16 protein-coding genes are annotated in these 21314 nt (G+C 60.3%); 7 read left to right on the top strand and 9 right to left on the bottom strand.

Annotated features, from left to right (window positions below; translation table 11 throughout):
• Nucleotides 1-136: 136 nt before the first annotated feature.
• The 5 genes from BGIM_RS0113635 to BGIM_RS0113655 form a co-directional block, all read right to left on the bottom strand.
• A complete protein-coding gene (locus tag BGIM_RS0113635) occupies nucleotides 137-1333 on the bottom strand; it encodes an AAA family ATPase (protein WP_020470322.1) in 1197 nt (398 codons plus the stop codon).
• 76 nt (nucleotides 1334-1409) lie between these two features.
• A complete protein-coding gene (locus BGIM_RS0113640) occupies nucleotides 1410-3326 on the bottom strand; it encodes a hypothetical protein (protein ID WP_020470323.1) in 1917 nt (638 codons plus the stop codon).
• An 81-nt stretch (nucleotides 3327-3407) separates the two neighbouring features.
• Nucleotides 3408-4619 carry a Flp pilus assembly protein CpaB gene (gene cpaB, locus BGIM_RS0113645; protein ID WP_020470324.1) on the bottom strand — a complete coding sequence of 404 codons (1212 nt, stop codon included), beginning with the start codon at nucleotides 4617-4619 and terminating at the stop codon, nucleotides 3408-3410.
• Nucleotides 4620-5124: 505 nt separating this feature from the next.
• A complete protein-coding gene (locus tag BGIM_RS0113650) occupies nucleotides 5125-5928 on the bottom strand; it encodes an A24 family peptidase (RefSeq protein WP_020470325.1) in 804 nt (267 codons plus the stop codon).
• A 158-nt stretch (nucleotides 5929-6086) separates the two neighbouring features.
• Nucleotides 6087-6269: a Flp family type IVb pilin gene (locus BGIM_RS0113655; protein WP_020470326.1), complete on the bottom strand. Its 183-nt coding sequence runs from the start codon at nucleotides 6267-6269 to the stop codon at nucleotides 6087-6089.
• 597 nt (nucleotides 6270-6866) lie between these two features.
• Between BGIM_RS0113655 and BGIM_RS0113665 the strand changes: the two genes are divergently transcribed.
• From BGIM_RS0113665 to BGIM_RS0113675, 3 genes are all read left to right on the top strand, one after another.
• Nucleotides 6867-8210: a hypothetical protein gene (locus BGIM_RS0113665; protein WP_029630025.1), complete on the top strand. Its 1344-nt coding sequence runs from the start codon at nucleotides 6867-6869 to the stop codon at nucleotides 8208-8210.
• 72 nt (nucleotides 8211-8282) lie between these two features.
• Nucleotides 8283-9362, top strand: a complete 1080-nt coding sequence (locus tag BGIM_RS0113670; protein ID WP_029630026.1) for a tetratricopeptide repeat protein — start codon at nucleotides 8283-8285, stop codon at nucleotides 9360-9362.
• Between the two features lie 129 nt (nucleotides 9363-9491).
• Nucleotides 9492-10151, top strand: coding sequence for an HD domain-containing protein (locus BGIM_RS0113675; protein WP_040888854.1), 660 nt, complete (start codon nucleotides 9492-9494; stop codon nucleotides 10149-10151).
• A 202-nt stretch (nucleotides 10152-10353) separates the two neighbouring features.
• Here the strand turns inward: BGIM_RS0113675 and BGIM_RS0113680 are convergent, their stop codons facing one another.
• Both BGIM_RS0113680 and BGIM_RS57425 read right to left on the bottom strand, forming a co-directional pair.
• Nucleotides 10354-11658, bottom strand: a complete 1305-nt coding sequence (locus BGIM_RS0113680) for a PQQ-dependent sugar dehydrogenase (protein WP_020470330.1) — start codon at nucleotides 11656-11658, stop codon at nucleotides 10354-10356.
• A 160-nt stretch (nucleotides 11659-11818) separates the two neighbouring features.
• Nucleotides 11819-13432: an HD domain-containing phosphohydrolase gene (locus BGIM_RS57425; RefSeq protein WP_020470331.1), complete on the bottom strand. Its 1614-nt coding sequence runs from the start codon at nucleotides 13430-13432 to the stop codon at nucleotides 11819-11821.
• A gap of 454 nt (nucleotides 13433-13886) precedes the next feature.
• Between BGIM_RS57425 and BGIM_RS0113695 the strand changes: the two genes are divergently transcribed.
• From BGIM_RS0113695 to ilvA, 4 genes are all read left to right on the top strand, one after another.
• The gene (locus BGIM_RS0113695) at nucleotides 13887-14720 is read left to right on the top strand and encodes a hypothetical protein (protein ID WP_020470333.1); all 834 of its coding nucleotides are present in this window, start codon (nucleotides 13887-13889) and stop codon (nucleotides 14718-14720) included.
• A gap of 616 nt (nucleotides 14721-15336) precedes the next feature.
• The gene (locus tag BGIM_RS0113700) at nucleotides 15337-15912 is read left to right on the top strand and encodes an NfeD family protein (RefSeq protein WP_020470334.1); all 576 of its coding nucleotides are present in this window, start codon (nucleotides 15337-15339) and stop codon (nucleotides 15910-15912) included.
• Between the two features lie 188 nt (nucleotides 15913-16100).
• Entirely contained in the window at nucleotides 16101-17786 is a 1686-nt protein-coding gene (locus tag BGIM_RS50265; RefSeq protein WP_020470335.1) for a flotillin family protein, read from the top strand.
• 423 nt (nucleotides 17787-18209) lie between these two features.
• Complete coding sequence (ilvA, locus tag BGIM_RS0113710; RefSeq protein ID WP_020470336.1) at nucleotides 18210-19730, top strand: threonine ammonia-lyase, biosynthetic; 1521 nt, start codon at nucleotides 18210-18212, stop codon at nucleotides 19728-19730.
• Nucleotides 19731-19745: 15 nt separating this feature from the next.
• On the opposite strand, the gene BGIM_RS0113715 is transcribed toward ilvA, so the two are convergent.
• Together BGIM_RS0113715 and BGIM_RS0113720 are read right to left on the bottom strand one after the other, a co-directional pair.
• Nucleotides 19746-20771, bottom strand: coding sequence for an LOG family protein (locus BGIM_RS0113715; protein WP_020470337.1), 1026 nt, complete (start codon nucleotides 20769-20771; stop codon nucleotides 19746-19748).
• A gap of 138 nt (nucleotides 20772-20909) precedes the next feature.
• Nucleotides 20910-21299, bottom strand: a complete 390-nt coding sequence (locus BGIM_RS0113720) for an STAS domain-containing protein (protein ID WP_020470338.1) — start codon at nucleotides 21297-21299, stop codon at nucleotides 20910-20912.
• Nucleotides 21300-21314: the final 15 nt, after the last annotated feature.

A 21314-nucleotide genomic window follows, 5' to 3' on the forward strand; every position in this document is an offset into this window, starting at 1 on the left:
ACTCTTGGTGAAGGTCTGGCCCTTGCGGGCTGGCTCCGGGCTTTGGGCCGCGAGCCATGAGCTAAACCGGGTTCAGCCCGGCGATTCGTCACTGTTCAAACGCACAGTCGTCCTGGCTTGATGTCTGGCTCAACGCTCAGCTTCCAAACCATCCCCGCTTCTTCGCGGCCTCGGCGACGGGGGTTCGTCCCGTCAACGCCTGCGCCAAGCCTAGCACACTTTGGTGAGCGCGGGATTTTGGAGAATGTTTGATGAGAGGCATGCCGGCCACGCGGGAGCCGATCATCGCCTTGGAGTCGTTCGGAATCTGCCAGAAGATCGGCTTGCCGATGACCTCCTCGGCTTTCTTCACGGTGATGCCGTCCTCCATGTGCTCGGAGCCGGTGCGGTTCACCACCACGCGGATGCGGTCGCCCAGATCCCCTTCCATGCTCAGGGAGTGGATCAATCGGACGACGTTGCGCAGGCTGCTGAGTTCCAACTGGCAGACGAGCAGGATGGTGCTTGACATCCGCAGGGACATCAGGTCCGTGGGGAGCAGGCCCTTGCTCAAGTCCGCGATCAGGTGGGTGTAGCTCATCTTCACCAAGTTGAGGATGCGCTCGATGTGTCCCTCATGGATGCCGGAAATTTCGTGCAATTCAAGCGGATGGCGAAGGATGGACAATCCGGTGTCGGGGTGTTTGACCAGTGCCCGCCGGAGGTAGTTCATGTCCAGTCGTTCAATGTTTCGGGCCAGGTCGCCCATGCTGATGTTGTCGTTGCCCGGCAGTTCCACCGCGATGTCCGCGTCCCCCATCGCCAGGTCAAGGTCGATCAGGGCGACGTTGTTTTCCGGCCAGGAGGCGAGGGCGGCCGCCAGGTTCACCGCAATGCTGGTGCAACCGATGCCGCCGCGCGAGCCGAGCACGCTGATAATCTGGCCGTTGGCCTTCTGGGCATTGGGCAGGCCGGGCCGTTCGGCTGTTCCCGGCACTTCGTGGAGGGCTTTGCGGAGGGTGGTGACCATCGCCTCCAGCGAAGGCGGATCGGTGAGGAAGTGTTTCGCCCCGAGCTGGAGCGACTGGAGGAGGACCGTGCTGTCCGAGCTGATGGTGATGATCGACAGCTTGGGGTATTCCGCCCCGAGCTGGCCGATCATGGCCAGAGCCTTGGGTTTGTCGCCGTCCAGGGCCACGATGGCGAGATCCGGCGTGGACTGCTGAACCACGTCAAAAAAGTATTCGTACCGGGCGCATTCCGCCTCAAGCCAGACGAAATCAACCCCCAGCAACATGGTGCGGAGGGATTCACGGCTGGCCTCGTTCGGATCAACAATCGCGATGCGATGCATGGTGTCACCAAAAGGCTTTCAAAACGTGGCCGCCCGGCGGGTTTGGGCCAAACCCGCCGGGAAACCCGATCAATCATCACTTCACCGGCGAACTGACCATTGCCCGTCCGGGGGCGGAAATCGTCGGTTCGGCCAGAGTCACCTTCCCGGCCGGCGGGATCGGGATGTCCGCCGGGGAGGTCAGATCCGACAAGGGCGGCAGGCTCGCGGGCGTCGTCTTCAACATCGGCACCGGAGCCGGATTGCTCGGCGGGATGACATTCACCGGCGTTCCGGGGTCCAGCGTCGGCAGAGTTCGCACCGGGGCGGGGCTGACAACCGTTCCCGTCACCGGGGCGGCACAATTTCCGGTGGCACAGTTGCCCGCCGGGGTGCCGCAATTCCCGCCAATGCACGGGTAGGTCGAGGACGTCGGCGAACTCTTCCACGCCGCCTTGTAATGAACACCGTCCCAAATCTGTCGTTGTCCGCGGGGAGCTTCCAGAATGGTTTCAAGATAGAACTCAAAATCATCCGGCTTCCGCGTTTCCGAACCCGGCAGGGGCTTCGGCATCTGGCTTGAATCGGACGGGTCGATCAACCGGGGCGTCACCAAGATCACCAGTTCGATTTCCTCGTCGGTCTGTGTCGCATAGCTGAAGGCCCAGCCCAAGTATGGGATGTCGCCCAGCCCCGGAATCTTGGTCACCGTTCCCTGACTGTTCGTCTGGATCAATCCGCCGATGGCGATCGTCTGCCCCGGCTCGCAGACAACAGAGGTCGTCATGCGTTGTTCGTCGAAGGCGGGCGAGGTGCCGAAGCTTGTCGTCAGCGCCTGGGTGTTGTTCACCGAGGTCACGCGGGGTTCCACCGTCAGGTGAATCTTCCCGTTGCCATAAACAATAGGCGTGAACCGGAGTTCGGTTCCAACGGGCCGGTAGGTCACGCCGGGGCCGGTGATGCCGGCGGCAGCGCCGATCACGGGAACCTGCCCGCCGACCAGCAATTGAGCCTCTTCCCCGCTGCGGGCCACCACCGTCGGGGCGGCCACCAATTTGGCCAGGCCCTCGGTCTTCAGGGCCGCGAGCAGCAATTGAATGTTGCTCGGGATGATCCCGCCGATCAGGTTGGCGCTCGATGTCGCCGCCGCCGTGGCCGGGGAGGCCAGCACGCCGACACCGGCGGTCATCGCCGAGGCTGTCGAACTGGAGCCCCCTTGAAGGGAGGTCAGCCCGCCGAGCAAACTTCCTGCGGAAAAGGTGCTTCCGCTGAAAATCAAGTTGGCGCCGCGGCTTCTCGCCCGCGTCCGGTCCACCTTGGCGAGCGTGAGATCAAGCTGCACGTGCGGGACATTGCCGCCGCCGCCGACCGTCACATTGTTCACCGCGACCGTCAGGCCCACGGCACTCGCCAGATTTTGAATCGTATCCCGGTCGCCTTCTTGGGCCGCGTATCCGGAGATCACGATCGTCCCGAGGCTACGATTTTGGCCTTGGCGATTGCCCTGAGTGTTCTGATCGTCCGGGGCCGTCGATCCCGTCGCCCGAGCGGCGGGCCTCAAGATCGGCGTGATTTCCACCGAAGCGGTCGGAACCGTCTTTCGGATGAGTTCTCGAAGCTCGTCGATCGCCTTCTTCCGAAGAGCCTCGTCTTCGGAATCGACGACGATCAGGTAACTTTCCTTGCCGCCGTTCCCGTCCGTCAGGTCCAGCCGGCTGGTGCCGGGCACCCGCCCGATCAAGATCAGCGTGGACGGGTCGCTGGCGTCCGCGAGCACTTGAACGATTTTGTCGTTCTCGTTAAACGCTTCCTTGATCGGCCTTTTTGTCCTCATCTGGAAGCGGGACTGCCCGCCGATGGAGATGATGACGGATCCGTTTTTGTCGAAAATCGCCATGGGAGCCGGTTGAGCGGGTCGCTCTTGGGCCTGCGCCGGGAAGGCGATTCCCGCCCCCCCCAGGGCGATCACGGCCATGACGGTCCGCGCTCGCTTCAAAATCATCGTCGGGTGCATCCGTTCACCTCGTTAGCCAGGACTGTCATGGGTCGGATTTCGCTGGCTGCGAAACCCGTCCCTTTTACCGATCCGTCTCACTCACGACCCAACCGGCTTGGCGTCCCCGGCCGGCTTGTTCTCTTCGGTCGAATTCGCTTCGGGCTTCGCCGGGGTTTCCGGCGTGTAGTCGTCCGCATCCTTGTCGCTTTCAAACCGTCTCCACTTGCCGGGGGCCGTCTCCAGCCACACGACTCGCTTCGACTGCCCGCCCGCCTGGATCACCTGGTCGAACCGGGGCAGCTTGATCTTTTCCGGAACCTTCACGACCGGCGGGGCGCCGGGCGTTTCAATGATCTCCGCCGGCTCCTTGGAGATGGCGGCCTTCAACAGGTTTTGGCCCGGTTCGAGCGCGCGCACCACATACAGACCCTTGAGATCCTCGGCCGACTTGTAAGCCCCTTCCGGCACCACCTTCACTTCCAGCGTTCCAAAGTATTCGCCAATGTTGTCGGCGTTAATCAGTGTGTTGACCGGCACGGCCTTGCGGGCGAAAACAATGCTTTCGCCTTTTTCAATGGCCACGGTCGGCACCGGCGACAGGCCCACGTCCCCGGCGAAGGGGTCGTCCAGCCATTCAATCTTCTCGCTGCCATCCTTCGTCTTTTCGATCTGACCGCTGCCGCGGAGAACCATCTTCAACCGGCCGCGTTCTTCGGCGAGGGCCAGCAGGTTGGCCTGCTTGTCGGTCACGGCCAGGGAAACCGATTCCACTTGGGTGATGGCCCGGCCGGTCCCTTCCTTCAGTTGGTCAACGGTGTTCACCGCGAGGATCAGCATGTCCCGCAGGATCACGGCCGACCGGGACTTTCCGGAGGGCAGCCGTTCCACATACATCACGTCCACCTTGGACCCCGGCCGGGCGAAGCCGGCCACGGCGTCCACCTGGGATGACTTGATGGTGATTTGCTTGCAACCGTCCGGCAGGGCGATCCCGGCCGAGACGCCCAAGTCCGTGACCGTGACGACGTTTCCAGCCTTCAGCGTCCGGTTCACTTCCTTGTTCTTCAGGGCCTCGATGTCAACCACCGCGTCCGGCGGGATCATCGTCTTGGGCATCTCCGCCCAGGCAATCCAGTTGTCCAGTTCCTTCTCATCCAGCTTTGTGTTGAGCGGAATGTCTTTCTTGGCGACCAGCGCCTTGCCGGTCTCGGGCCCCTTGCCGGAACCCGCGGACAATTGGGCGACGGCAATGGCGGCGATGAGGCCGCAGGCCATCGCGACGCCGAGCATAATCAAGTTTTTCTGTTTCATGGCTGCCTTCTCTGGATGCAAAACTCTGGTTGTTTGGTCCGTCCCTCTCGGCCGCCATCCGGGGTCGAGGATCGGAACCGTGCGACACACGATCCCGCTGATTCACGATTTGGCCCGTCGATCCCGAATGCCGTTCCCGAGGAGGGGTCGAAGACGGCTTCGCGTGGCTTTTCACCCGGCCAGACACATCGCGACGAATTCGCCGGTTGTGCCTGATCGATCAATCACACGCCTTCCAACGGAACTTAGCACTCTTCCGGGGATGCCGGAGATTCTTTTGCCAACGTTTTTTTCGACATTGGCATAACGGACTCTTCAATTTTTCCGGCAATGAGGAGAATGCCAAAGAAAGAGAATTCGTCGATTATGCCGTCAGCGACGCGGTTTGGGCAAACCGCGTCGGATGCGGAACCATTCCAATGCGGAATTCAGATAATTGTGAATGAAAGTCCGAAGACAAAGATCCGGCCGTTTGACTTGGTTTTCAATTCCGCATTCCGCCGTTTCACATCCACATGCCGGGGAGTGTGCCCTGCATGTACAGGTAGGCCAGATACCCGAGGAAGCCGACGCACAGCGGAATGCCGTACGGAAGCCGGTCCCAACCGGGGCGCCGGGCGGAAGAACGGCTGGCCGCCGCGTTCGGCCCGACGGTGGCCAGCACTTTGAGATCGACGGCGATCTCGCGGAAATTGCTGAGGTTCTTTTTGAACTTGCGCCGGGTCGCCATCATCACCAGGCCGCAAAGACCGCCGGTGATGGCTCCGAGGGCGAACGCCCAGATGAGAATTTCCACTCCGTTCGCGCCGCCGAAGAAGGCGCCGATCCAGGAGCCGAATCCCATGAGCATCTTCACGTCTCCCTGTCCCATGCCCACGATGGCGAGCAACGGGAAGAGAAGGAAGAAGCCGACCATGGTGCACAGCAGGGAGTTTCCGATGCCGCCGGTTCCCGCGTCCACCGGGATGCCGGCCGTGTGCAGGCCGCCCAAGGCCCAACCGCTGACCACCAGTGAAAGAGTGAGCCAGTTGGGAACCTTGAAGGCCCAGCCGTCGATCACGGCGGCCAGCACCATGCCGAAGCACAGGACGACCAACGGACCATAATTGCTTGTCGGCAGGGCGTCGGCCGGGGCGAAAGCCGCCCAGACCAAATGGCTCGCATAGGCGGCCATCGTCCAAATAACCGCGATGAACGGGATCCGGGCCATTGACATCACAAAGGCGCGGTCGATCCCCAGATCATCCGGGTTCGTGTTCGGGGCGGGCGCGGAGTTTTGGCCCGTGTGGGATTCCATCATCGTTGTCATGAGAGCGTAACCTCGCCTGTAGGGGGTTGACCGCGATTGCGCGCAGTTCGGGTTAATGTTCGCTCCCCGCGGATCTCCTGGTTGCCGGATCGGATTGGCGGTGTTGACGCACCGCCCGGAAAGCCATCTTTCCGGTTTCCGAGCCGACACTTCGCTCGTCAGCTCGCCGCCGTGTTGAGAGCGACGTTGGCAAACGTCTTGCTGGCGCTTTGGCCGAGCGTGGTGATCGCGGCGATGCACACCACCACGATCAGGGCCAGCATCACTGCATATTCAACAGCCGTCGGGCCGTCTTCTTTTTTCAAAAACCGAACCGTCCGGACCATCAATTGTCGGCACATTCCGTTTCTCCTTATAACGTTCGGATGACAACCATGACCGGAGAGCGGGCATGGGGGTGAGCATCTACATCCTGCGAACGGGAGGCCGCGAACACACGTCCACAAGACGGGCATTCCCGGTTTGGCGGATGAACCAAAAACAGTCACCAAGTCGGGGGAGACGAAGGGGACCGTCGACTGATCTGGCGAATCATCTCCGGATCAGTCATGCCGCAAACGTAGTTCGTCTCTTTCGTCAGTCAACCGCTGTCACGCGAGTTTCGCAGGAATCATTGCAAATTCCGTGAAATCGGCACAATCGTCAGAATCGGCAAATTGCGCGGGGCCATGAAATTAGGACAGGAGTGGAAGCGGGCAAGATTTTTCAGCCACGGATCGAACACGGATTCGGACAAAAACCAAAACGGATCAAAACTTGATGAAGGGACGGGCAAGACAAACGAATCTTTCTTCCTCTTATCTGATTTTCATTTTTGCCTTTTGCCCGAATCTCTGTTCGATCTGCGGCTAAAAAATGCCTTTTCCGTTCGTTCATTCAAATCATGAGTGTTCTATGCTACCCGGTTGTCCCAAATCCCCCCTGGCGGTGGAGTGGCCATGATGCTCAAGTCCGGGTCGCCTTTTGACGTGGAAGATAATTCGCCGGAAGCCCCCTCCCCGCCGGAGTCACTCAAGGAGGCGGGGTTGTCGCTCACTTTTGTGGCCGACTTGATCCTCAAGACGGTCTATCTGCGCGGCACGATCATCGGTCGTGATCTGGCTCAGTTCATCTGCCTTCCCTTTAAGGTGGTGCGGGAGGGGCTCAAGTATCTGAAGGAAGAGAAGCAACTTGAGGTGATGGGGGGCGACCTCGTCGGCGAGGTGAGCTATCGCTTCTCGCTGACGGACCTTGGCCGGGACCGGGCCAAGGAGGCGATGATCCAGTGCGCCTACGTCGGCCCGGCCCCGGTTCCCATTGAAGATTATGTCGAACAGTGTTATCGGCAGGCCGTCACCGGCATCCGCTGCACGCCGGAGACGCTGGCCGCCCCGTTTTCGCATCTGGTGTTGCGAGACGAGATGTTCAACGCCATCGGCCCGGCCATCGTGTCCGGCCGCAGCGTGTTCATCTACGGCCCCCCCGGCAACGGGAAAACCGCGATGGCCCGCGCCATCGGCGAGTTCATGAATCAAGCCGGCGGGGCGATCTTCGTCCCCCATGCGTTCATCGCCGAGGGAAGCATCATCACGGTGTACGATCCCTCGTTGCACCAAGTGGAAGAGAATGCCGAGAACAGCTTCCTCGACGCAGAATCCAGCGTGCGACGGTTGCTGAACACCGGCTCGATTGACCCGCGTTGGGTGAAGATCCGTCGGCCCGTCATCGTGACCGGCGGCGAATTGACCTTGGAAATGATGGACTTGCGTTACAATGCCGAGTCCAAGTTCTATCAGGCCCCGATTCACTTCAAGGCCAACGGCGGCATCTTCCTCATCGACGACTTCGGCCGGCAGATTGTCTCGCCGAAGGAACTTCTCAACCGCTGGATTTTGCCGCTCGAAGACCGGCACGACTTCCTCACCGTGGCCAACGGCAAGAAGTTCCAGGTGCCCTTCGAGCAACTCATCATCTTCTCGACCAACCTCGACCCGAAGGATCTGGTGGACGACGCCTTCCTTCGCCGTATCCGGCACAAAGTGGGCATCAGCGCCCCGACGCGGGATGTGTACGAAAAGATCTTCAACGGCAACGCCCGCCGGCTCGGGATGCAGGCCTGCCCGGAAGCGGTCGATTATTTGTATGAGCGTTACTACTCCCGCGGTCGGACACCCCGTGCGTCAGACTGCAGAGATTTACTGGAAATTGTGCAGTCGATCTGCCGATACAGACGGCATCCCGTGCATTTGTCGCGCGATCTGATGGTGGAAGCTTCGGCCAGCTTTATTGCCGAGTTTGACTGACCGGCGGATCTTCCCCGGTTTCACCTCGGCAACACGGGAACACTGCCTGGGCCGACGTAAAAGGGGTTGAGCATGACCGGATGGAATCGGTGCAAAATCGCCCTCGCCGGCGGCGTTCTTGCCGCGACGGTGGGGTGCAACACAACGCCGAAACAACCGGCCATGCCTGCGGCCCCGTCGCCGCTCACTTCCGCGCCGTCTTCGTCATCTTCCAAAACTGTCTTTGTTCCCGAACCGGCCGACGACCCGAAAGTCGAGAAAAAGGGACCGCTGGCCCCGAGCACGCTGCTTGTGTTTGCGGACACATGGGTGGAGGCCGTCCGGAACGATCCGGCCAAGGCGCCGCCGGAGCGGGAACGCCTTCTGACGCAAGCCCGCCAGTTTTACAACGAAGTGCTGGCACGCGACCCCAAGAACCTGGATGCCTTGCTCGGATTGGGCAAGATGTATCAGGTCACCGGGGAATATGAAAAGCTGGCCGAGACCGAAAAGCGGATTCGCGATGTCCATCCGAACAACGCCAAGGCTTGGGCGTGGATCGCCGTCCGGCAGGCCCAATCGAAGGAATGGGACAACTCGGCGGACAGTTTCCACAAGGCCGTGAAACTCGACCCGGACAACCGGGAGTATCGCATTAAACTTGGATTCACGCTGGCCCGCGGCGGACGCTATGAAGAGGGCTATGCCTGGCTGAGCCGGTCGAAGCGCGAGTCCGAGGCCCGGTACAATCTCGCGATGATGATGATTCACAACAACAAGCCGGATCTGGCCAGACAACAACTGGAGTTTGCCCTCCAGGTTGAGCCGAACTTTAAGCAGGCGACGGAACAACTGGCGATGCTGAACAGCGGCGAACCGGCCCAAGACACTCCGGCGCCCAAGGTGGAAACCACGGTTCGCACCGCCAAGCCGGAAAATATCATCCGCACGGTCAATTACGAGGAACCGCCGCCGGCACCGGCGCCAACACCGGCCACGAGGCCGATGCCATTGCGTCCGCTGGAACCGCAACCGATCCCGACGGCTCCGCAAGGTCTGCCGCCGGAACCGTTGCCCGTGGGCATTTCCCAAAACTCATCTCCGCGCGGCCCGCTTCCGCCCGCCTACACCGCCACCACCGGCTGGGACACGACCATTCCGCCGCGTAGATGACACGGCTTGGAAGATGACACGGAGACAAGGTGAGAAGATGACCTTGGAGTGGGTGCCGCCTTATTCTGTTTGAATAGAATTTATGTCACCTTGTCTCCGTGTCACCTTGTCTCCTTGTCATCTTCCGACATGATCTCTCCCGAAAAACTCGAAGCATTGCAAACCGGCTGGGTCCGGTTTGTCGCCCGTTTCTCCGTGTCGCCCGTTGAGGCTTATCCCGTCTTTGATCGTCTGGTGGCCGCTCATTCCGAGCCGTGGCGCCATTACCACACCTTGGAACACATTGCCGAAATGCTCAAGGTTGTCGGCCGTCTGGCGGATTCGTCAAACGACCTCGACGCCATCCAACTGGCCGTGTGGTTTCACGACTCGGTATACGACCCGAAGGCCAAAGACAACGAAGCCCGCTCGGCCGATCTGATGGTCGAAGCCCTCTCGCCATACTTGTTGAGGGAGGGACTGATCCCGCACATCCGGGACATGATTCTGGCGACCGCCCACACCGGGAACGCATCAACCGATCCTGATACGATGGTGTTGCTGGACGCAGACCTCGGCATCCTGGCCTCCGATGAGTGGCGCTACCTGAAATACGCCGAGGCCATCCGGCGGGAATATGACTGGGTGCCCGACGACGCTTACCGCGCCGGCCGCACGGCCGTGTTGCAAGCCTTCCTGAACCGGGAGCGAATCTACCAAACCGAACGCTTCCACGCCGTGGCCGAGGAACCCGCCAGACGAAATCTGGCGGCGGAGATTGAACGACTGGCGACGGGGAAGGTGACGTGAGGACTGGCAAGAACTTCGCCATTGTGAAGCCGCGACGCGAAGGCTTTGCGCAGCGGAGCGCGGACTTGCCGCGTCATGTGATTGCCATTTCTATCGGCGATTTCACGCCGGAAGTCCGCGCTCCGCTCCGAAGACTCCGCGTCGCGGCTTCACAATGGCGGATCGTCGGTGTTGGCTTGTTTGGGCTATTTGAAGCGGCCGTTTACTGGTCCTTCTCTTTCTTCTTGTCCACGCTCACCCGCCAGACCGTGTTGCCCATTTCGTCAGCGATCAGTAGCGAACCGTCGCTGGCGAAGGCAACGCCCACCGGGCGGCCGTAGGCTTCCAGTTCATTCGCCAGAAACCCGGTGACGAAGTCTTCCGGCGGGCCGGCGGCTTTGCCATCCTTGAAGGGCACAAACGCGATCCGGTAGCCGACGAAGGAAGACCGGTTCCAAGAGCCTCGCTGGCCGATGAACGCACCGCCTTGATACTTTGCCGGGAACATTTTCCCGGTGTAGAACGCCAGCCCCAGCGAGGCGGTGTGTGATCCCAAGGGCACGTCCGGCACGATGGCTTTTTCCACCAAGTCCGGGCGTTCTCCTTTGCGGCGGGGGTCTTCGTGCTTGCCGAAGTAGGAGAAGGGCCAGCCGTAGAAGCCTCCTTCTTGAACGCTGGTCATGAAGTCGGGGACCAAGTCGTCGCCGAGGTTGTCCCGCTCGTTCACGGCCGTCCAGAGTTTCCCGGTGGTCGGCTCCCACGCCATGCCCACGGGGTTCCGCAGGCCGGAGGCGAAGATACGCATTCCCGAACCGTCCGGAGAGACCTCGAGGATATTCGCCCGAAGCTTTTCATTGTCCATGCCATGCTCGGCCACATTGCTGCCCGAACCGACTGAGACATACAGTTTCGTGCCGTCTTTATTGGCCAGCACGTTCCGCGTCCAGTGGTTGTTGTAACCGCCGCCCGGCAGGTCGAGGATCTTCTTGCCCGGCCCTTCAATCTTTTGCTGGTCGGCCTTGTACGGATAGGCCATCAGGGCGTCTGTGTTGCCGACGAAAAAGGTGTCTTTCACCAGCACCATGCCCAAGGGTTGTTTGAGACCTTCCAGAAAGATCGTGCGGATGTCGGGAAGGCCGTCCCCGTTCGTGTCCCGCAGCAGGGTGATGATGTTGGGCGACACTGGCGGCGGCGGGGTCTTCGGCTCTTTTTCTTTGGGGAACGGCTTGGGGGGTTCTTCCTTCGCCCCTTTTGGCAGCGTGGTCGATTGGGCGACCAGCACATCCCCGTTTGGCAGCACATAGATCCAGCGCGGGCTGGCGATGTCGTGGGCGAACACCTCCACCTTGAAGCCCGGCGGGGCGGTCGGCGTTTTGTCTTTTGGCCAGCCGATAATCACCGCCCGTTTCTCCACGGACGGTGTGGCAAACGGTTCCGGCAATTTCAGCGGCGGTGTTTCTTGGGCCATCGCCCCGATGGTTGGGCCGCAACCAATCAGAACAAGCAACAAGCGACTTGGTGACATCATTTTTCAAACCCTCCCGTGGGTGATTGGGAAGCATCGCCGTCAAAAACGGGCAAACGGCTTCCTGTCCCGGATGATCGAAGACGATTCGCCGATCAGCGGGGATCAACGGGGGAGGGAAAGGCACGTTCCGTGCCGAAAGAATTGGCGAAGAGTGGTGGAATCAAACGAGGGAGCGGGCCATCGAGTGCGAAGGGAGGGAGGCGGGGGGCGGGCCGGGCATGGCCTGGCCGGTGGCTTCGGCATCGGCGTAACTCACGTGCATCGTCGTGCCGCGATTGGATTTGATCCACTCAAGGACCTTTTCCTTTACAGCCAGGAAGGCTTGGGCGCAACGCGGGTCGAATTGGGTGCCGGCACAGCGGCCCACTTCGACAAAGGCTTCTTCCGGCGTCTTGATGTGGTTCGTGTTGTATGGCCGGCGGGTCGTCATCGCGTCGAAGGAATCGGCGACGGCCACCACGCGGGCCAGCAACGGGATCGCTTCCCCGGCGAGCTTGTCCGGGTAACCGCGGCCGTCCCAGCGTTCGTGGTGGGAGCGGACGATCGGCCGGATGTCGCGCATTTCCGGGATGGTCTTCAAAATCTCGTCCCCGCGGGTCGTGTGGGACTTCATGATCTCGAATTCTTCGTCCGTCAGGCGGCTCGGCTTGCGAAGCACCGCGTCGTCGATGCCGATCTTGCCGATGTCGTGCAGCGGGCCGCCGGTGCGCAGGTCGTCGATTTCATTCGGGGAGAGCTTGAGCTGCTCGCCGATCATGATCGAGTAAGCCGTCACACGGGCCGTGTGGCCGCCGGTGTAGGCATCCCGCATTTCGATGGCGGAGGCGAGGGCCGAGATGGTTTGCAGGAACAATTCCCGCTGTCGGCGAATAAGCTGGGCGCATTCGATCCCGGCGGAGACTTGCGCGGCCAGAGCATCGGCCAGGTGCAGGTCGTCTTCGGTGAAGGGCTTTTGCCAGTAGCTGCGGTCGAGGTGAATCACCCCGAGGTGTTTGCGGGGCGTTCGGAGAAGCACGCACAACACGGAGGCCATCGAGCCGTCCGTGATGCTGACGTTGTTGCGAACTTCCTCGTCTTCTTCGATGGAGCAGCAGAGGATTGACCGGCCGAGGCTAAAGCAGCGCTTGGCGAGGCCCTGGCTGTAATAGGTGCGTGAATTGCTCTCGCCACGCCCGGTGGCGAGAGCCTTCAGCTTGAGTTCGTTGGTCGATCCCTCGGCGAGAACAATGGCCCCTCGCTGGGCGTCCAGCACGCCGACGGCATCGTTCAAAATCGCCTGGAGAAGAGTTTCCTCGCTCTCGGCGCTGACCAGGTGATGGCTGGCCCGCAGAAGCGTGAGCAGTTGGTCGCCGGGGCGGGGGGCATGATTGCGGTCAAGCAAGAGACGATCAACGCCTTCCTGCCAGGAGGAAGCCAGTTCGCCTTCGACAATGATCTGATCGGAGGAGGAAGAAAGCGGCTCGGCGGGTCCGTTTTCGGACATTTCCACCATCATGGCGACTTTGCCAAACTGGACAATGTCGCGGGGATGGATTTGCCGCTCGGCGGCCCCGAGCCGGATGCCGTTGACGTAGGTGCCGTTGGTGCTGCCGAGATCCTTCACCCACCAGCCGGTTTCGGCGAGGCGAAGGTCGGCATGGCGTCGGCTGACCGAGGTGTCATCAAGCACGATCTCCATCGTGCCGATCCGGCCAACGTGCATGACGTTGACGGACTCCCAGGTCTTGCCCTTGACCTCGCCGCTGATGCCCCGGAGACGAATCATCATGCCCATCGAGCCGGTCTCCCTACTCCCCGGCATCCCGTTGAAACCGGGGGAAACGCTCCCCCGACGGTGCCGATGATTCCAGTCCGCCGCTTCCGGGCAGATTTTGCAATTCCACAACAGTAGATCACAGATCGGACCGATTCAAAGCGAATCACGAGAATGATCGATCTTTTTCACCCAATCAGAATGATAGCCTTAGCCGTCAAGTCAGTCAGAAACTCGGGAGAGGAGATTATGATCTTACCACGGAATCATTGAGACAACGACCGAATCCAACGGAAAACAATGCGATTTTCTCAAGCTTCCCGGACAAAATTTTTCGGTTTTCACCCGCTTTCCGGAAGTGGCCTTGTTGTAACTCTCGTGAAGTGGACTGGCGTTTCCGGCGTCTCCCCCCAAAATAGCCATCGCGAGAGCGTGTCTCCCCATTCCCGGCCAGACCGGATGAAAGGATTTTTCCATGTGGACCAGCGTGGCCCTGTTGGCAACCGCCCTGAGCCTGACCCCCGGACAAGCCCCCGAAACCCTGACCCTCGGCAATCCCCGCGCCACCTACGGCGAACTCGGCCCGGCGCGGACCGAAATGAAGTTGTTGCCGGGTGACATCTTCTTCCTGGCTTTCGACATCGAGGGCATCAAGGTCACCAACACCGGGCGAGTTCGCTACGGCATGGTGATGGAAGTGATTGACTCGGGCGGCAAGTCGATCTTCAAGCAACAGCCGGTCGAACGGGACGATTTCCTCCCCCTCGGCGGCACCAAACTCCCGGCTCGCGCCTTCGTGAGCATCGGCATCGACCAGCCGGCGGGCATTTACACCTGCAAGGTGACTGTCTCCGACCTCGCCAACAAGGAAAAGCCGGTGGTCAAGTCGCTCGAACAAAAGTTCGAGGTGGCCCCCCGGTCCTTCGGCATGGTGCAAGTGTATACGGCCGCCGACATCGAGGGCAAGGTTCCGGCTTCGCTCTACGGCGTGGCCGGTCAGTTTGTGTTCGTGCATTTCGCCCTGATCGATTTTCAACGCGATCCCAAGACGAAACAGCCCGACATCACCGTGGAAATGACCGTGTACGACAAGGACAGCAAGCCGACGCTGGAAAAATCCACCGTGAAGCAAATCCCTGACAAGGATGACGGCAACGTGGATGAAAAGCTGGTGGGGGTGCCGATGCGGTTCTTGGTGCCGATGAACCGGGAAGGCGGCTTTGTGATCCGCCTGACGGCCACCGACAACATTTCCAAGAAGACGACCAAGGTTGATCTCCCCTTGCGGGTCTTCCCGGCAGGGAACTGAGAAGAAGCAGAGAGGAAAGGCCGTCGCCGGGAATGATACGCCGGCGACGGCCTTTGTTTTTTGGTGCAAAAATCAAACGAACAGATTTGCAAATGCTCCCAAGAGCCTCACTGCGTCAGCGGTGAGGGTGGCTTCCTGTGTGTGACGGCCACCCCCACCGCTGACGCAGTGAGGCTCTTGAATCTCTCACACAAAATACTTGTTGAATTTGAAGTAGCCGCTGCCTTGAGGTGTATTTTCAGGTTAAGAACTGGTGAAAAACAATAAGCCATCTGGCGATGAGAGTACTCCGCACGCTCCGCGTGCGGGCGGGACTTTGGCCCGTTTCATCGTCTGGCCATGGGGGAAGTCCCATCCGCACGCGGAGCGTGCGGAGTACTCTCATCGCCGGATGGCTTATTGTTTCTGCCCGCTTTAAATGCGAACGGCCTCGGCCGGCCTTTTCCACCAACGGCGTTGATTTCCAATTCTCAAATCCTTTGCCCATCATCCCTTGCGTCGTTCAAATCCGTCTGTTAGCGTAACCAACTAATAAAACTCGCCCGATTTTGGCGAAACAATCGCTCGACCCGGCGAATAACCCTCCGACTGGACTCGCCATCTGGAGGAGACTTTGATGAACACGGTCTTCCTGATCTGTGCCGGTATCGGTGTCACCCTGATCGTCTGCCAGTTCCTCATGAGCCTGCTCGGCTTCGGAGCCGACCATCATGGCCTCGGAGACCAAACGAGTCTTCATGATTCCAGCCACGGCGATCATGACGCCGCCCATGACAACAATTGGTTCATCGGCCTGCTGACTTTCAAGACCGTCAGCACCGCCATCACCTTCTTCGGCCTCGGCGGCCTCAGTGCCCAATACTACGATCTCCCGACCGCCAGCATCATTATCACGGCCATCCTCTCCGGCCTCTCGGCTTTCTACGTCGTGGCCATGCTGATGCGGAGCCTCTCAAAACTGAAATCCGCCGGCAACGTGAATGTGGATTCCTCCCTCGGCCAGCCGGGCACGGTCTATCTCCGCATCCCCGGCTTCAAGGAAGGGGCGGGCAAGGTGACGCTCAACTTGCAAAACCGAACCGTCGAACTGGAAGCCATCACCTTCGGCCCGGAGCTTCCCACCGGATCGCCGATCACGGTGAGGGAAGTGATGGAGAGCGGCGTGGTGGAGGTGGCGGCGAGGGGGACGTGAAAGACAACCTCACCCCCTAACCCCCTCTCCTGACAGAGAGGGGGAACCAAACCGGCCGACGAAGACCGAAGGTGATTGACGGTGACATTTGCCCTCTTGCTCCCCCTCTCTTTTAGGAGAGGGGGCCGGGGGGGTGAGGTTGCCTTTCATCATGCGACAACACACAAGTCTTTCCGAGGACATATGCGATGACTCGATTTCTCTTCGCTCAAAGCTCCAACGACTCTCTTCCGTGGCCGCTCATCATGGCGATCGTGGCCGGGTTGGTGCTGTTCAGCTTTGTGATGATGCTGTTGAACCGGTACAAGCGTTGCCCGAGCAACCGGGTGTTGGTGATCTTTGGCAAAACATCAGATGGGAATGCCGCCCGGTGCGTTCACGGCGGGGCGGCGTTTGTCGTGCCGTTGATTCAGGATTTTGCGTATCTAAGCCTTGAGCCGATCCAGATTGAAGTTCCCCTCAAGGGGGCGCTATCCATCGAGAACATCCGGGTGAACGTCCCCAGCGTGTTCACGGTGGCCATCGGCACCGACGCCGAGACGATGCAAAACGCGGCCATTCGCCTTCTCGGGTTGGATACGCTCCACCAGAAGCAACAAGCCGCCGACATCATCTTCGGGCAACTGCGGCAGGTGATCGCCTCCATGCGAATCGAGGACATCAACCGAGACCGCGACAAGTTCCTCGAAAGCATCCTCAAATCGCTCGAACCGGAATTGAAGAAGATCGGCCTCGTCCTCATCAACGTGAACATCACGGATATCACGGACGAATCCGGCTACATCGAGGCCATCGGGCGCAAGGCGGCGGCTCAAGCGGTGCAACAAGCCCTCATCGACGTGGCCGAGCAGGAAAAGAAGGGGCAAATCGGCGTCGCCGAGGCCGAGCGGGAACGGTCGATCCAAGTGGCGACCGCCACCAAGTTGCGGGAGATCGGCACCCGCGAATCGGTCCGCGATCAATCGGTTCGGCTGGCGCAGATGGAGAAAGAACGGGTTGTCGGCGAGCAAACCGCCCTCCTTGAACAGCAAACGCTCATCAAGGAATCGCAACGATTGCAGGCCATCAAGATGGCCGAACTGGACCGCGATCAAAAAATCGGCGAGCAGAAAGCCGGCTTCGAGCGCGAGGCGGCGGTGGCCGAGGCCGACCGGGAAAAGCGGATTCGGCAGGCCGACGCCAACGCGAAGGCGACCGCCGGAGAAGCGCAATCGCAGGCGATCATCGCCTCCGCGCAAGCCGAATTGGCGGTGAAGAAGGCCGAGGCGTATCAGTTCTCCGAAACCAAAAAACGGGAAGCCGAGGCCGCCGTGCTGGAGGCCCAAAACCGGGCGATGGCCAAGGCGGCCGTGGCCGATGCGGAGAAGGTGGAGGCCGAGCAACGGGCCATCCTCGAAGCCCCGGCGAAAGCGGAGAAGGCCAAGCTGATCGTCGAGGCCGAGGCCCAGGCCGAGAAAACTCGCATCGACGCCCAAGCACAGGCGGCCGCCGTCTATGCCCGGTTGGAGGCCGAGGCCCGCGGGCAATATGAGATCCTCGCCAAGAAGGGGGAGGGCTTGAAGAAGATCATCGAAGCCTGCGGTTCCTCGCAAGCGGCCTTCCAGATGTTGATGCTCGAACATATGGACCAACTGGCCCAAGCCTCGGCCACCGCGATCTCGAACATCAAGTTCGACAAAGTGGTCGTCTGGGAAAACGGCGGCAATGGCTCCGGCGGTTCCAACACCACGGATTTCCTGCAAAGCATGGCCCGCTCGATGCCCCCGATGCTGCAAGTAATGCGAGACATCGGCGGCATCGAAATGCCCGAGTTTCTGGCCAAGTTACAACCGGATGACAAAAAGCCGCACAAGAATGGCGAAGTGATTGGCTGACGGAAGAGAAGCCATCGGTTTGAAATCACAACGGTCATCCAATGGGTGTGGCAAATCTTTCTGGTATGCCTGTCCGGTCGGTTTTCGCCTCTTGGTTTTCGCCCCAAGGGGGCGCTCGATAATAGCCAGGGGCGGAAGCCCCTGGGCAACAATCGCCAAAAGGAATCCACCCCAACGGGGTGGCACAACTCGCAAGTGCTGCCCCGTTGGGGCAGAAAACCCTTAAAATAACGGGATTCCAGGGGCTTCCGCCCCTGGCTATTATCGAGCGCCCCCTTGGGGCGAATACAAGCCGCTGACGTGTGCCAGAAAGATTTGCCACCCCCCATCCAACGCTTCTCCGGGAAGATGTTGGGTGACCGTTCTGCTTTTCTACAATGAGCGGCTGTTCTCAAGCCATCGGCGCAAGAAAGAATGGGACGGATGGACGCTCGGTTGTTGGACTATCTGCAACGAATCTTGACCGCCCGTGTTTACGATGTGGCGATTGAATCGCCGCTGGAGATAGCCGGAAAACTGTCGACGCGGCTCGGCAATCAAGTGTTGCTCAAGCGGGAAGACACTCAACCCGTGTTCAGTTTCAAGCTGCGCGGGGCTTACAACAAGATGGTCCGGCTTTCGGCCGACCAGTTGAAACGCGGGGTGATTTGCGCCTCGGCCGGGAACCACGCGCAAGGGGTTGCCCTCAGCGCCCGGCGGTTGGGCTGTCGGGCGGTCGTCGTCATGCCGGTGACCACTCCGAAACTCAAGGCTGATGCCGTGCGGACGCTCGGTGGCGAAGTTGTGTTGCACGGGGACAGCTACTCCGATGCCTACCTCCATGCGGCCGCTTGGGGCGAGCGAGAAGGATTTACGTCTGTTCATCCTTTTGATGACCCGGATGTGATCGCCGGTCAGGGCACCATCGGCATGGAGATTCTGCGGCAGCGGCAGGGGCCGTTGCATGCCATTTTCGTCGCTATCGGCGGGGGCGGCCTCATCGCCGGTGTCGCGGCCTATGTCAAGGCGGTGCGACCCGAGGTGAAAATTATCGGCGTGCAGATGGCCGACTCGAATGCGATGATCCGTTCCGTCGATGCGGGCCAGCGTATCCAACTGAATGATGTCGGCCTGTTCTCGGATGGCACTGCCGTCAAACTAGTGGGCGAAGAAACCTTCCGCATGACGCGGACCTTGGTTGATGAGTTTGTCATCGTCAACACGGACGCCGTGTGCGCCGCCATCAAGGATGTGTTCGAGGACACGCGAAGCATTCTGGAACCGGCCGGGGCGATGGGGGTGGCCGCGTTGAAGCAATACGTCGCCCGGCACGGCCTGCGCAACCAGTCACTGGCGGCCATCACTTGTGGCGCCAACATGAACTTCGACCGGCTTCGGTTTGTCGCGGAACGAGCAGAAGTCGGGGAGGAGCGGGAAGCCCTGTTCGCGGTCACCATCCCCGAGGATCGCGGCAGTTTTCGACGGTTGTGCGAGGCGGTCGGCCCGCGCAACGTGACCGAGTTCAATTATCGCGTTTCCGATGAGCAGGAGGCCCACGTCTTCGTCGGCGTGGCCACCGGCAACCGAAATGAGGCGGCGGAAATTGCCGAGGCGTTCGCCCGACAGGGATTTGTGGCGCTGGATTTGGTCGGCGACGATCTTTCCAAAGACCACATCCGGCACATGGTCGGGGGCCGAAGCCGCTTGGCCAGCGACGAGCGATTATGCCGGTTTCAGTTCCCGGAGCGGCCCGGCGCGCTGATGCGTTTTCTGGCGACGATGCACCCAAGCTGGAACATCACCTTGTTTCACTATCGCAATCAAGGAGCCGACTACGGCCGCATCCTTGTCGGTCTCCAAATCCCGGAAGCCGACCGGGCATCCTTCCAAGAGTTCGTCGATGCCTTGGGCTACCCGTATGTGGATGAAACGGACAACCCGGTTTATCGGCTGTTTCTGCGATGAGCAGGCGACGCGGCTTCACACATCCATTTTGCCAGCGCCTGTCGGCTGGCTTTCCGCTTCGTTGATGTAATCAATCATGTGCCGCAGGCGGGCGTGGCCGTGGCGGTCGAACTTGAAGCGCAGGCGGAACAGGCTGGCCAGATGAGGTTCGTTGGCCTCCATCGGGTCGGCCTCGGAACGGGCGATGTCGCCTTCCCAGATGATGTCTTTGTAATTCAAGTTCACATAGGCCAGGGTCGTGTCGCTGATGGGCTTGATGAATCGCATCATCAAATCCTTGCGAACATACCGCATCGAATGGTAGACCCGGTAGAAGTTCGTCACCTCCTGCACGGCCTCCTCGACGCTGAGGCACACCTTGTAAAGCCCCATGTCGGCCGGGGAGATCAGCTTGTTCCCCAACAGTTCATGTTCGATGAAATCGTTGAACCGTTTCCAGTAAGTCCCTCCCGGCTGATCTACCATCACAACGGGGAAAATGTGGCTCTTGCCGGTCTGGATGAGCGTGAGGGCCTCGAAGCCCTCGTCGTGCGTGCCGAACCCGCCGGGGAACAGGACGACGGCGTCCGTCTCCTTCACGAACATGAGTTTGCGCGTGAAGAAGTAACGCATCGTCATCAGCCGGTCGCTGCCGGTCATCACTGGGTTCGCGGATTGCTCGAAGGGAAGCAGGATGTTCAGGCCGAGGCTCATGTCCCGCCCGGCCCCGACGTGGCCGGCTTCCATGATGCCGCCCCCCGCCCCGGTGACGGTGATGTAATCCAACGCGGCCATTTGCCGGGAGAATTCCACCGCCAATTGATACGTCGGGTGGTCCGGCTTGGTGCGGGCCGAGCCGAAGACAGTCACCTTGCGCTTGCCGCGATATTGGGAAAACACCTTGAAGGCATACCGCAACTCCCGCAACGCGGTGCTGAGCAGCTTGGCCTCCCCCCGGCCGATGCCATCGGCCTCCAACCGGTCGGCCGTTTCCTTGATGTCGCGGACAAACTCGGAAACTGTTTGGGAACGCGGTCGTCGCGGCGTCGATTCATCAGGCATGAGAGATGTTCCGGGGGATTCCGTTCAATTAACAAGGATGAAGGATGAAGGATGAAGGATGAAAGGAAAACCAGATCGCACAACTGTCTCTTGGCTTTCCTTTCATCCCTCATCCTTCATCCTTCATCCTTGTTTTCGTCAGTCCGATCCGCTCAACGCATTGAGGGCTTCGGCCTTGTTGTCGTAGATCGCCCAGAGGGTGTCGAGGGCGGTTTGGCGGAGGAGTTCGCGGATGCGGTCGGTCACGCCGGCCAGAACTAGTTCGCCGGCGTGTTTCTTCACGATCACATGGCAACGCAGTAGGAAAGAGATGAACTCCGAGGTGAAGTAGTTGACCCGTTCCAGATCGACAATCACGTTCGTCGGCGGGTTCTCCTTTAGCGGAGACAACACAAACTGGGCCGCCGCCTCAATGACGTTGGACGGCAGGTGTTCGATCTCCCCCGACACGGTGACGACCATGTTCTCGCCGTGGCGACGGATGGAGAAAAATTGTTCGGCGTTCTCCGTACTGGCTTCGGCACTCATGGAAACCCCCATTTC

It is taken from the genome of Zavarzinella formosa DSM 19928 (assembly GCF_000255705.1).
Classification (GTDB): Bacteria; Planctomycetota; Planctomycetia; order Gemmatales; family Gemmataceae; genus Zavarzinella; species Zavarzinella formosa.